At 72.6% G+C, this 13,206-nt stretch carries 9 protein-coding genes; 8 read left to right on the forward strand and 1 reads right to left on the reverse strand.

Annotated elements, in window-relative coordinates; genetic code table 11:
* Positions 1–82 precede the first annotated feature (82 nt).
* Both O7633_RS07955 and O7633_RS07960 read left to right on the forward strand, forming a co-directional pair.
* Positions 83–1,693 carry a sensor histidine kinase gene (locus tag O7633_RS07955; protein ID WP_282327081.1) on the forward strand — a complete coding sequence of 537 codons (1,611 nt, stop codon included), beginning with the start codon at positions 83–85 and terminating at the stop codon, positions 1,691–1,693.
* Positions 1,690–2,373, forward strand: a complete 684-nt coding sequence (locus O7633_RS07960) for a response regulator (RefSeq protein ID WP_282327083.1) — start codon at positions 1,690–1,692, stop codon at positions 2,371–2,373. The genes O7633_RS07955 and O7633_RS07960 overlap by 4 nt, the downstream gene beginning before the upstream one ends.
* A 25-nt stretch (positions 2,374–2,398) precedes the next feature.
* Here O7633_RS07960 and dnaE read toward each other — a convergent pair whose 3' ends face one another.
* Entirely contained in the window at positions 2,399–5,935 is a 3,537-nt protein-coding gene (gene dnaE / locus O7633_RS07965; protein ID WP_282327085.1) for a DNA polymerase III subunit alpha, read from the reverse strand.
* 503 nt (positions 5,936–6,438) lie between these two features.
* Between dnaE and O7633_RS07970 the strand changes: the two genes are divergently transcribed.
* The 6 genes from O7633_RS07970 to O7633_RS07995 all read left to right on the forward strand — a co-directional run bounded on the left by O7633_RS07970 (position 6,439) and on the right by O7633_RS07995 (position 13,136).
* The gene (locus tag O7633_RS07970) at positions 6,439–6,591 is read left to right on the forward strand and encodes a hypothetical protein (RefSeq protein ID WP_282327088.1); all 153 of its coding nucleotides are present in this window, start codon (positions 6,439–6,441) and stop codon (positions 6,589–6,591) included.
* 256 nt (positions 6,592–6,847) lie between these two features.
* Positions 6,848–7,270, forward strand: a complete 423-nt coding sequence (locus O7633_RS07975; protein WP_282327090.1) for a hypothetical protein — start codon at positions 6,848–6,850, stop codon at positions 7,268–7,270.
* A 779-nt stretch (positions 7,271–8,049) separates the two neighbouring features.
* Positions 8,050–8,853, forward strand: a complete 804-nt coding sequence (locus O7633_RS07980; protein ID WP_282327092.1) for an AfsR/SARP family transcriptional regulator — start codon at positions 8,050–8,052, stop codon at positions 8,851–8,853.
* A gap of 120 nt (positions 8,854–8,973) precedes the next feature.
* The gene (locus O7633_RS07985) at positions 8,974–9,801 is read left to right on the forward strand and encodes a M23 family metallopeptidase (protein WP_282327093.1); all 828 of its coding nucleotides are present in this window, start codon (positions 8,974–8,976) and stop codon (positions 9,799–9,801) included.
* 173 nt (positions 9,802–9,974) lie between these two features.
* Entirely contained in the window at positions 9,975–10,643 is a 669-nt protein-coding gene (locus tag O7633_RS07990; RefSeq protein WP_278127705.1) for a hypothetical protein, read from the forward strand.
* A gap of 258 nt (positions 10,644–10,901) precedes the next feature.
* A complete protein-coding gene (locus tag O7633_RS07995) occupies positions 10,902–13,136 on the forward strand; it encodes a tetratricopeptide repeat protein (protein WP_282327096.1) in 2,235 nt (744 codons plus the stop codon).
* Positions 13,137–13,206: the final 70 nt, after the last annotated feature.

Here is a 13,206-nt window from a genome sequence, read left to right on the forward strand (position 1 = left end):
CCCACGGTCGACATCGGCGGCGGGCCCGCGCGCCACACTTGCCCAGCAGCCGAGACGTGCCCCAACGCGGACAGGAGGTGTCGTGGCCCGACGGCAGTGGAGCATCGCGGGTCAGCTCTTCGCGCTCCAGGCCCTGGTGGTCGGCCTGCTGGTGCTGGTGGCCGCGGCCGGCGGGGTGTGGCTGGCCCGCAGCGACGCGCGCGACGCCGCCCGGGAGGAGGTGCTGGCCGTGGCGCACACCGTGGCCGGTTCCCCGGACGTGCGGGCGGCCCTCGCCGCCGCCGACCCGTCGGCGGCGTTGCAGCCGTACGCGGAGGCCACCCGGGTGGCGACCGGGACGGACTTCGTGGTGGTGATGGCCCCCGACCGGACCCGCTACTCCCACCCCCGCCCGGAGCGGATCGGCCAGCCGTTCGTGGGTGACATCGGTCCGGCGCTGGCCGGGCGGGCGTTCACCACCACCAACGTGGGCACCCTCGGCGAGTCGGTGCGGGCGGTGGTGCCGGTGCGCGCGGCCGACGGCCGCGTCGTCGGGCTGGTCTCCGTCGGCATCACCACCCGCGCGATCAACCGCCGCCTGCTGGCCCAGGCCCCCGTGCTGTTCGCCGCCGCCACCCCGGCGCTCGCCGTCGCGGCGGCCGGCTCGTGGCTGCTGAGCCGGCGGCTGCGCCGGCAGACGCACGGCCTGGGCCCCGCCCAGATGACCCGGATGTACGAGTACCACGACGCGGTCCTGCACTCGGTGCGGGAGGGGCTGGTGGTGGCGACGGTGGACCGCCGGGTGGCCCTGGTCAACGACGAGGCGCGGCGGCTGCTGGGGCTCGCCGACGACGCGGCGGTGGTGGACCGGCCGGCCGGGCAGGTCGACCTGCCGCCGGCCGTGGCGGAGCTGCTGGCGTCCGGGCGGGACGCGCACGACGAGGCGGTGGTGGCGGGCGACCGGGTGCTGGTGGTCAACCAGCGCACCGCGCTGTTCGAGGGGCGCCGCCTCGGCACGGTGCTGACCCTGCGGGACCAGACGGAGCTGCGCACGCTCACCAGCGAGCTGGACTCGGTGCGGGCGCTGACCGACGCGCTGCGGGCGCAGACCCACGAGTCGGCCAACCGGCTGCACACCGTGCTGACGCTGGTGGAGCTGGGCCGGGCCGACGAGGCGGTCCGGCTGGCCACCGAGGACCTGGCGGTGGCCCAGCAGCTCACCGACCGGGTGGTCGGCGCGGTGACCGAGCCGGCCCTGGCCGCCCTGCTGCTGGGCAAGTCGGCGCAGGCCGGCGAGCGGGGCGTGGACCTGGTGGTGGAGCCGGACTGCCGGCTCGACGGGACCCCGCTGCCCGTGACGGACCTGATCACCGTAGTCGGGAACCTGGTCGACAACGCGCTGGAGGCGGTCGCCGGCAGCGCGCCGCCCCGGCGGGTGCGGGTCTTCGTCGGCGCCGACGACGAGGCCGTCGTGGTCCGGGTCGGCGACAGCGGGCCGGGGCTGACGCCGGACCGGGTGGCCGACGCGTTCCGGCGCGGCTGGTCGACCAAGAGCACCGGGCGGGGCCTCGGCCTGGCCCTCGTCGGCCAGGTGGTGCGCCGCCACGGCGGCCGGGCCGACGTGGGGCGCTCCGCCGACGGCGGCACCCTGTTCACCGTACGGCTGCCGGTGGCGAAGCCGGCCGCGGCACCGGACCGGGCGGGGCGGCCGTGACGGACGTCCGGGTGCTCGTGGTGGAGGACGAGCCGCTGCTGGCCGAGGCGCACCGCGCGTACACCGAGCGGGTGCCGGGGTTCGTGGTGGTCGGGGTGGCGCACACCGGCCGGGAGGCGATGGCGGCGCTGCGGCGGCGCGCGGAGCACCCCGTCGACCTCGTCCTGCTCGACTTCCGGCTGCCCGACCTGCACGGGCTGGAGGTGTGCCGGGCGCTGCGGGCCGCCGGCAGCACGGTGGACGTGCTGGCCGTGACGTCGGCCCGGGACCTGGCGGTGGTCCGCACGGCCGTGTCGCTCGGCGTGACCCACTACCTGCTCAAGCCGTTCACGTTCGCGGCGTTCCGCGACAAGCTGCACCGCTACGCCGAGTACCGCCGTCAGGTGCTGGCCGAGGGGGAGGTGGCCGCCCAGCACGAGGTGGACCGGATGTTCGCCACCCTGCGGGGCCCGGCGGCGCACACGCTGCCGAAGGGGCTCGACGAGCAGACGCTGCGCGCGGTGCTCGGCTCGCTCGCCGACGACGCCGGCCGGTCCGCCTCCGAGGTGGCGGGGCTGGCCGGCATCTCCCGGGTCACCGCCCGGCGGTACCTGGAGTATCTGGTGGCCGCCGAGCGGGCGGTGCGCGCGCCCCGCTACGGCACCCCGGGCCGCCCCGAGGTGGAATACCGCCCGGCCTGACCGGGGCCGGGCCGGGCGGGGAGGGTCAGCTCACGTTGGCCGGCCCGAGGACGCTCTTGAGGTCGCCCATCAGGGCCGTGGTGGCGGCGACCCGGAAGGGACCGAGGCGCAGGGTGGTGGTCTTGCCGCCGTTGAGGAGCTTGACGTGGACCTCGGTGTCGCCGGGGTGCAGGACGAGGGTCTCCTTGAGGCGTTCGACCAGGGGCGGGGTGCACCGGTGCACGGGGATGGTGAGGGTGACCGGCTTGCTGCCCGGGTTGCTGGTGACGTCGGGCAGCTGCATGTCCATCGCCATGATGCGGGGGGTGTCGTCGCGGCGGTCGACCCGGCCCTTGACCACGACGATGGCGTCCTCGGCGATGTACTGGCCGATCACCTCGTACGTGTTGGGGAAGAACAGGGCCTCCACGCCGCCGGCCAGGTCCTCCAGGGTGGCCGACGCCCACGCCCGGCCCTGCTTGGTGACGCGGCGCTGCACGCCGGAGAGGATGCCGGCGAGGGTGACCACCGCGCCGTCGGGGACGGTGCCCTCCTCGGAGAGGGCGGCGATGGTGCAGTCGGCCGCCGCGCCGAGGACGTGTTCGAGGCCGAACAGGGGGTGGTCGGAGACGTAGAGCCCGAGCATCTCCCGTTCGAAGGCGAGCTTGTCGCGCTTGTCCCACTCGGCCTCGCCGATGGTCGGCATGACGGTGGTGTTGCCGCCGGCGGTCTCGGCGTCGCCGAAGCCGGCGCCGAACAGGTCGTACTGGCCGACGGCCTCCTTGCGCTTGACGTCGGCGTACGCGTCGATCGCGTCGGCGTGCACGGCGAGCAGCCCCTTGCGGCTGTGCTGCATGACGTCGAACGCGCCGGCCTTGATCAGCGATTCGATCGTCTTCTTGTTGCACACCACCGCGTCGACCTTGGCCAGGAAGTCGTAGAAGTCGGCGTACTCGCCCTTCTCCTGGCGGCACCGCATGATCGAGGTCACCACGTTCGCCCCGACGTTGCGGATCGCCGCGAGGCCGAACCGGATGTCCTTGCCGACCGGAGTGAACGGCCCGGCGGAGGTGTTCACGTCGGGCGGGAGGACCTGGATGCCCATCCGCCGGCACTCCGACAGGTACAGGGCCATCTTGTCCTTGTCGTCGCCGACGGAGGTCAGCAGCGCCGCCATGTACTCGGCCGGGTAGTGCGCCTTCAGGTACGCCGTCCAGTACGACACCAGGCCGTACGCCGCCGAGTGCGCCTTGTTGAACGCGTACCCGGCGAACGGCACGAGGACGTCCCACACGGCCTGGATCGCCTCGTCGGAGTAGCCACGCTCGCGGCAGCCGTCCCGGAACGGCACGAACTCCTTGTCGAGGATCTCCTTCTTCTTCTTGCCCATCGCCCGCCGCAGCAGGTCGGCCTGGCCCAGGGTGTAGCCGGCGAGGATCTGCGCGGCCCGCTGCACCTGCTCCTGGTAGACGATCAGGCCGTGGGTGGGGGCGAGGATCTCCCGCAGCGGCTCCTCCAGCTCCGGGTGGATCGGCGTGATCTCCTGCAGGCCGTTCTTGCGCAGCGCGTAGTTGGTGTGCGAGTCCACGCCCATCGGGCCCGGCCGGTACAGCGCGAGGACGGCGGAGATGTCCTCGAAGTTGTCCGGCTTCATCAGCCGCAGCAGCGACCGCATCGGCCCGCCGTCGAGCTGGAACACCCCGAGCGTGTCGCCGCGCGCCAGCAGCTCGTAGGCGGCCTTGTCGTCCAGGTCCAGGCCCAACAGGTCCAGGTCCTTGCCGTGGTTGAGCTGGATGTTCTTGACCGCGTCGTCGATGATCGTGAGGTTGCGCAGGCCGAGGAAGTCCATCTTCAACAGCCCGAGCGACTCGCACGTCGGGTAGTCGAACTGGGTGATGATCACCCCGTCGGAGTCGCGCCGCATCAGCGGGATGTGCTCGATGATCGGCTCCGCCGACATGATCACCCCGGCGGCGTGCACGCCGGTCTGCCGGATCAGCCCCTCGATGCCCTTCGCCGTGTCGATGACCTTCTTCACGTCCGGGTCCGACTCGTACAGGCCCCGGATCTCGCCCGCCTCCGCGTAGCGCGGGTGCTTCGGGTCGAAGATGCCCGACAGCGGGATGTCCTTGCCCATCACCGCCGGGGGCATCGCCTTGGTGATCCGGTCCCCCACCGCGTAGGGGTAGCCGAGCACCCGCGCCGAGTCCTTGATCGCGGCCTTCGCCTTGATCGTGCCGAAGGTGGCGATCTGTGCGACCTTGTCCTCGCCCCACTTGTCGGTGACGTACTTGATGACCTCACCGCGCCGGCGCTCGTCGAAGTCGATGTCGACATCCGGCATCGAGACCCGCTCGGGGTTGAGGAACCGCTCGAAGATCAGCCCGTGCGGGATCGGGTCCAGGTCCGTGATCCCCAACGCGTACGCGACCAGGGAACCCGCCGCCGAACCACGGCCCGGGCCCACCGCGATGCCCTGGCTCTTCGCCCACTGGATGAAGTCGGCGACCACGAGGAAGTAGGACGGGAAGCCCATCTGGATGATGACGCCCAGCTCGTACTCCGCCTGCACCACGTGACCCTCGGGGACCCCGCCCGGGAACCGCCGGGCGAGGCCCCTGAACGTCTCCTTGCGGAACCACGACTCCTCCGTCTCCCCCTCGGGGATCGGGAACCGCGGCATCAGGTTGTGGAACTCGAACATCCCCGCCGGGTCGACCTTCTCCGCCACCAGCAGCGTGTTGCGGCAGCCCTGGAGCCACAGGTCGGAGGAGTCGACGGCGCGCATCTGGTCGGCGGACTTGATGAAGTAGCCGCCGCCCTCGAAGCGGAACCGGTTGGGGTCGGCGATGTTGCTGCCGGTCTGCACGCACAGCAGGACGTCGTGCGCCTCGGCCTGCGCCTCGTGCGTGTAGTGCGAGTCGTTGGTCACCACCGGCGGGATGCCGAGCTTCTTGCCGATCTCGGTGAGCCCGTCGCGGACCCGGCGCTCGATGGAGAGGCCGTGGTCCATCAGCTCCAGGAAGTAGTTGTCCTTGCCGAAGATGTCCTGGTACGCGGAGGCAACCTTGATCGCCTCGTCGAACTGGCCCAGCCGCAGCCGGGTCTGCACCGCGCCCGAAGGGCACCCGGTGGTGGCCATGATCCCCTCGGCGTGCTCGGCGATCAGCTCCATGTCCATCCGGGGCCACTTGACGTAGTGGCCCTCCATGGAGGCGCGCGAGTTGAGGGTGAACAGGTTGTGCAGCCCGGTCTTGTTCGCCGCCCACATCGTCATGTGGGTGATCGCGCCGTTACCGGAGACGTCGTCGCTCTTCTGCTCCGGCCGGCCCCACTTCACCCGCGCCTTGTGGTAGCGCGACTCCGGCGCCACGTACGCCTCGACGCCCAGGATCGGGGTGATCCCGGCGGCCATGGCCTGCTTGTAGAAGTCGTTCGCGCCGTGCATGTTGCCGTGGTCGGTCATCGCGACCGCCGGCATGCCGAGCCGGTTGGCCTCGGCGAAGAGGTCCTTCAGCCGGGCTGCACCGTCGAGCATCGAGTACTCGGTGTGCACGTGCAGATGCGCGAACGAATCGCCCATGCGTGGCGCCCCCCCCGGGTCGGATCATGGGTTGTCGAGATCGGTCGGCCCACCCTATCGCCGACGGCTCGGCGACCTCCAGCAGCCGCGCGGGGCGCAACCGCCCGGGTGGCGGGGATCTCCCCGGCCGGGGCGACGACGGCGCGACCGGCCGGGCGGCCCGCGCCCCGCGGCCGGCGTCCGGCGGCCCGCGCCCGGCGTCCGGCGTCCGGCGTCCGGAGCCGTGACCCGCCCACCTTCCCGAACCTGGTTTCCGAACCGAACCCCGCAGACACCGAAGCGAACTGCATTGCGCGCACGCCCGCTCGGAGGAGGCGCTCCTGATGCTCCAGGATTCGACGGCGGAATGCCAACTTGAAGGTGATCCCGCGCGCCTGCCGGATCATTTGTGCGCCGCCGTCGTCCCCATTGACGGCAGCAGGCGAATTGACGGCACCATGGCGAAAGCGCCTTTCCCACAACGGTCGGGAGCATTCCGAGTCGCCGCCGTTCCGTCACGGCCGGTGGAGGCGGCGTTCCCGGAGCGCGCCGGCCGGGGCGGCGACGTCGGCCGCCGGGATCCCCGTCGGGTCGCCGCCGCCCACGGCGACCGGGGACGGTCCCTGGCCACTCGGGCCGCCGACGACGCCCTGGGCACGAGGGCCGCCGGCGCGTGACCGCGCCCGGCCCACCGCGGGCCCCAGCCGGTCGTCGGTCCCGCCGATGGTCGCGCCACCGGGGACAAGGCGTCGGGTCCAATCCGACCCCGAGAGCTCCGAGCCCGCCGGGAGTTGCGGCCCACGGATCACCGCGCCGACGGGTGCGCGCGGAACCGCGCCCCGAGTCGCAAACCTGTGCCCGACCACACGCAGGGCGTATTCTTGCCCGCAGATGTGTGCACCAGGGCGGCGCTAGCAGGGGCGAGGACTCGTCATGACCAGGTCGACGGCCAATCGGCGGGCTAAGACGAAACAACGACGAGACCATCGCGTCGGCCCGCTGCGTTTCAACGACGACGAGTTGCGGCTGGTCCAATTGGCGGCCGACAAAGCCGGTCTTTCAGTCGGGGCATACGTCACCGCCGCGGCGGTGAGAGCCGCCTGCGGGGACCTGCACCCCGGCCCTCCCGACGGCGAACTGCGCACCGAGCTCCACGACATCCGCACCATCCTGGCCCTCCTGCGTTGGCGGCTGGACATGGCCGGCAGGGACAAGCAGGCCGAGCTGGTCAACGAGTTGCTGACCGACGCCATCAACGCGACCCTGCACCAGCAGGCTGGCGCGCCTGCCGGGCATCCCGCGCCGCCGCCCGGCCCCGGCCCCGGCCCCGACGGCGACGGCGACGGCGACGGCTGACCGTCCCCGCCCACCGGCCAGCGGGACGCCACCGGGGACGCGCGCCCGGATGTGCGGCGTCCACGCCCCCGCCGCGGGCCAGGCTCCACCCGCCGCCACCCCCGCCGCGGGCCCACGCTCCGACCGCCGCCACCCCGCCCCGCCGTACGGCCGCCGCGACATCGGGGGACGCCCACCTCCGACCGCCACCGCGGGAACAGGATTCGTCACCGTGCGTGCATGTCCTCCGGCCCGGCGGTCGTCGGGCCGGCCGACCCCCACCCCCACGCCGGGGCGAATGCGCCCCGCGCCGACGCCGCGCGACGCCGGAGCCGGTCCACGACGCGGAGCCCCGACCCACGGCGGGGCAAGGTCGAACGACGCCACGACAGGGGGCCGCCCCGACGCGACCGACGACGTCGGATCCGCCACGCGCACAGAAATCCATCGACCATGATCATCGCTTGTGAAATGCGCCCAACATAACTCTGTGCAACTGCAAGAAGAGCGTTAACAGCATGTCTGACATACACTGCGGTAGTCCGACAAGCCACTTCTTGCGGCGCTAAAATCCCAATAAAATCCCAGGTGAATCGGCCCGAGGCCATGGTGTGTCGTAGATCACACAAGTTTTGCCATTTGCTGCACAACAAGCCGCTTGTTAGAGTTCGTCCGGCTCGAATGAACAGCTGCCGGACGGGGGCGGCGATCTGCGCCTAAGCGCGAGAAGAAACTGTTTCCGCCAGAATGAGGTCTGCTATCGTCGCATCGCTCCGATTGGAGTACTTGGAGGCCACGGCTTGAGATACGAGATTCTTGGTCCCGTTCGCATCACGGCCGGCAAGGAAACGCCATCGGTGGGGACGCACAAGGTGGAGGTGCTGCTGCGGACGCTCCTGATCCGCAACGGACACATTCTGTCTCTCGATCAGCTAGCCATGGAACTGTGGGGTGACAGGCCTCCCATCCGAGCCCGGGCCTCCATCCACGTGTACGTGTCCCAGCTCCGCAAGGTGCTCAACAGGTTCTCGCGCAACAACTGCGTCATAACGACGCGGGCACCCGGCTACATGCTGGAACTCGGCAGCGACGAACTCGACCTCGAACTGTTCGTGGCCCTGGCCGAGAAGGCGCGCCTACAGCGCTCGGTCCACCGGCACGACCTGGCCGTCGAGACCCTGACCGAGGCGCTGCGGCACTGGCGGGAGCCGGTCCAGGCATCCTCCTACAAAGGGCCGATCATCCGGGAGTTCGCCAACTGGGCCGAGGAACTGCGGGTCGAGTGCACCGAAATGCTGGCCCGCTCGCTGCTCGCGTCGGACCAGAGCAGCCAGGCCGTGCGGATACTGTACGGACTGATCGCCGAGTTCCCGCTCCGGGAGAAGCTCTACGCGTTCCTCATGGAGGCGCTCAGCCAGTCCGGTCGCCGCGCCGACGCGCTTGAGGTGTACCAGACGGCGCGACGGCAGATCCGCGAGGAGCTCGGCCTGGAACCGTGCCGATTTCTCCGGGAGACACAGGAGCTCATCCTCAGGGGCAATCTCGACGAGCTGAGCTTCAGGCACGCTCGCCACGAGCAACGCGTGCAGCCCTACGCCGTCTGATCGCACGCGGCCCCGGCGGGGAGCAGACATCGGGGCCGAAGCCCTCGCGGAGCGTCCCCGTCTGCCGCCCGGGGCTCAGCACCCCTTGCCCCGCAACGGAAGTAGCCCTAGTTTGCATTGATGATCCTCAACGAGGAGCCCCGCCCCGACCCGCACGGTGTCAGCCCCGGCGAGCTGCGGCCGGAGGAGCTCGCCGGCGTCGCCTACCTGCGCGGGCTGTCCAGGCGGGGGTTCATCACCGGGGCCGCGTTGGCGGCGTCCGGGGTGTCGGCCGCCTTCGCCCTGCTGCCCGGCTCCGCCCGGGCCGCCGGCAGCTATCAGCGGCCGTGCGGGAACGTCCGTATCTCGAGCTCCTGGCAGGACCACCGCAACCGGACGCCGCCCTCGGGCGAGCCGGGCACCGACTACGCGGTCGGCACCGGCACGCCCGTCGTGGCTGCGGCGAGCGGCACGATCCGTTACGTGAAGACCGACACCTCGACCGCGACCGGGCGGGTCGTGGGAATGGCCCACGACGACGGCAACTACACCCGGCACCTGCACCTGTCGGCGGTCGCCGTCTCGACCGGTCAACGCGTGTCTCGCGGGCAGACGATCGCCTACTCCGGCGCCTCGGCGAACGGCAGCGACCAGGGCGTCGGGCCGCACGTGCACACGAGTCTCTGGCTGAACACCGGAAGTCCGACGAACTTCGGCGCGACGGCGGACTTCGAGAGCTACGTCGGAGACGTCGCCACCCCCAACCCACCCGACCAGGAGGTAGACGAAGTGTTCATCGCCAACGTACGGGGCAGCTGGTATCTCGTGGTCCCCCAGGGCACCGGCAAGCCGCGCGCGGTGGTCCTCGGCGGCGACAGCAACGCCGCCGCATCCGGCCTGCCCGTCCTGAACTTCAGCTGGGACCCGTCGATCAATGCGCTCCGGGCGGCCGTCGACGGCATCGGTTGACGCGTCGCGGCGCGTCCCTGGCCGGACGCCACCGTGGACAGCCGGGGCGGCCGCCCCCGGCCAGGTCGCCGCGCGGTGGGGCCGCGCCGGGGGCCCGCGCGCCGGACGCGGGGGCCGGCCGGGCAGTGGCGGGGGCGCACTACGCTGCGGCCGACCTGATCGAAAGGAAAAACATGCGCAGGACGCTGCTGCCGCTGGCCGCGCTCGCCCTGGTCCTCGTGGCGGGCGGTTGCACGATCGAGATCAACGATGGCACCACGCCGGACCCCGGCGGGAGCAGCACACCGTCGGAGTCACCGGTGACCGACGAGCCGTTCGGCGACGGCAGCAGCGAGAACGACAACGTCTCGCCGACCGCCGCCCCGCCCGCGAAGGTCGCCGCGCTGACCTGCGACCAGGTGGCCGAGTCGGAGCTGGGCAGCGCCAAGGTGCGGTACAACGACTACCCCGACCCGATCCCGCTGACCGAGGGGCGTTGGGCCGGTGAGGACGGCGTGGTGGTCGCCCTGCAACCCCCCTGCGCGATCGGCGACCTGACCGGCGACGGCGCCGCCGACGCGGTGCGTGCGGTGATGCTCGACGGAGGCGGGACGGGCAAGTTCTGGGGCATCGTGCTCTGGCGCAACGTCAAGGGCACCCCGGCCTACGTCGGCACGGTCGACCTCGGCGACCGCACCCCGGTCGAGAAGGTCACCATCAGCGCCGGGCAGGCGCACGTGGTCTACCTGACCCGGCCCGACGACGCGTCGATGGTCGAGTTGGTGATCGAGCGGACGGCCACCTACCGGCTCATCGACGGCAAGCTGGAGGAGATCGGGTACGTCGACAAGCCGCACTCCTAGCCCGCGTCGACCTGCGGGCCGGGTGCCCGTACCCCGTGGTGAACACTGCCCCACCTCCGCCGCCGTCGGTGGCGGAGGTGGGGTTCGCGCAGCGCAGGCCGCTGATCCCCCGGCGGCGGCCCACCGTCGCCGCGCCGCCCCGCCGGGCAGTGCCCGACGCAGCGACCGGGGTTGATCCGACCGACCACAATGCTGGTGGTGGCAGTCCACCTCAGCTCTCGCCGGGCTCGACTCCGGCTGGTCGGTGGCGTGGTCGCCGTGGCCGCTGTCGTTGCCGCCGCCCTCGCCCTGGACGCCCCGGCCATCGCGAAGGTCACGGGCGTGCTGGGAGCGGTGGCCGGCGTGCTCGGTGTCTGGCTTCCGCTGCGGCAGCGGACGCCGCAGGCCGAAGGGGCCGCGGCGGGCCCGCCGCGCCGACCGGTGACCGCGCCGACCGGTGATGCGCCCCGGGTGCTGCACGGACGCGAGACCGAGCTGGCCCGGCTGCGGTCGGCGCTGGCCCGTCCGGGAGGACGGTTCCGGGTGCTGGCCGGCCTCGGCGGGGTCGGGAAGTCCGCCCTGGCGCTGGCCCTGCACGAGCACGCGGCCGCCCGGCGCGGCCGCAGCGCCTGGTGGATCTCGGCGCGCACGCCGGAGACGTTCGCCGACGGGCTCGTCCACGTCGCGGAGACCCTCGGCGCCACCCCTGCCGACGCCGACGAACTCCGGGCGGGCACCGCGCGCGCCCGGGACCTCTGGTGGGAGCTGCTGTCCCGGGCGCGTCGCGGCTGGCTGCTGGTCATCGACGACGCCGACGAACTGCGGGTGCTCGGCGCGCTGGACGGCACAGGCTGGCTCCGGCCGAGCGGACGGGGGCTGGTCCTGGTCACCAGCCGGGTCGGTAGCCCGCACCTGTGGGGACGCGCCGCCGAGGTGATCCGGCTCGGGCCGCTCGCCGAGGGACCGGCCGCGCGGATGCTGCTGGACCTGACCGGCGGCGGCAGCGAGGCGGCGGCGCGCCGTCTCGCGCACCGTCTCGGCGGCCTGCCGTTGGCGCTCAAGGTCGCCGGCAGCGACATCGGCCGGGAGTTCTCCCGATGGGAGTCGCTCGCGGAGTACGAGAGCGCGCTCGCCGCAGGGGACGTGACCGGCCTGCTCCACGTGGACCGGGGCGTCGGCGGGCCCCCGGATCCGCGCCAGGTCCCGGCAACGACCTTCGAGATATCCCTGGCCAGTCTCACCGGGGAGGGCCTGCCGCACGCGACGCCGCTGCTGCGGCTGCTGTCCTGCTACGCCCCGAACCTGCCGATCCCGGTCGACCTCCTCGCCTGCGAGGCGGTCGACGCGCTGCTCGGCGGCCCCGCCGACGAAGCCGGCCGCCAGCGGCACCTGCACACCGCGCTCCGCGGGCTGGCGCAGTTGAGCCTCGTCGCCGAAGGACACCTGGAGCGGCACGGGACGCGGATCCGGACGGCGTCGCTGCATCCGCTGGTCAGCGAGGCCAGCCGCAGCCGGGCCGCCGGCGCACCGCACCAGGCGGCCGTGGAAGCAGTCGTCGCGGCACTCGCTCCGCTGCGCTCCGACGACAGCCGCACCTGGCCACTGGCCGCCATCGTCAGCCCGCACGTCCGGCAGCTCCTCGACACGAGCCTGGCCCACCTCGACGACGAGCACCTCACCGCGCTGCTCGACGTCGCAGCCCGGCTGGTGGCCGCCGCGGCGTGGAGCGGCGCGGCCGACGCCAGCGGACAACTCGCCTCCCACGCGCTCGCCCGCACCACCCCCCTCGACGAGGACCACCCCGCGCGCCTGAACCTCCGCGCGGAGCTGGCCTGGGCAACCGGCCGCAACGGCGACTGGGACACCGCCAGCACCATGCTGGCCTCGGTGCTCCGGACCTGGGAGAGCCAGGCGGACCCGCCGCCGCTGCCCGTGCTGGACGTGCGCCACAAGCTCGCCTGGTCGATCGGCAGGACCGGGGACTGGGAGTCGGCACGAGCCGGACTGACCGCGGTCGGCGAAGCACGTCGACGCCTGCTGGGGGCCGACCATCCGGACACGCTGCACACCCGGTGCTGCCTCGCCTGGGCGACCTGGCGCACCGGATCCCCCGCCGAGGCCGAGGCCGAGTACCGGAGCGTGATCGCGGACCGTCGGGCGGTGCTCGGCGACGACCACGTGGAGGTCCTCGACGCCTACCATTCACTCGCCGAGGGCTACGTGCTCGACGACCGCCACGAGGAGGCCGAGGCGGTGCTGCGCACGGTCGTCGCCGCTCGTGCCCGCCTGCTGGGCCCCGACCACCCGGAGACCCTCGACAACTGTCCCCGCTACTGGCTCGGCCGCGCCCTACAGGGCCAGGGACGCCACGCCGAGGCCACCGACCTCCTCGAACGGCTGCTCAGGGAGCAGACCAGATGGTTCGGCGTCGACCATCCGGCGACGGCGGCCACCCGGGCGTGTCTGACCGGCCGCCCCGGAACGGCCGGCACGGACACCACCGACGCCCGGTGACCACGCGGCGTCGTTCCGGCCGGCCCCGGGGCCGGGGCCGGGGGCGCGACACCGGTCCGTGCCGCCCGAT

Source organism: Micromonospora sp. WMMD712 (assembly GCF_029581295.1).
In the GTDB taxonomy this organism is placed as follows: Bacteria; Actinomycetota; Actinomycetes; order Mycobacteriales; family Micromonosporaceae; genus Micromonospora; species Micromonospora carbonacea.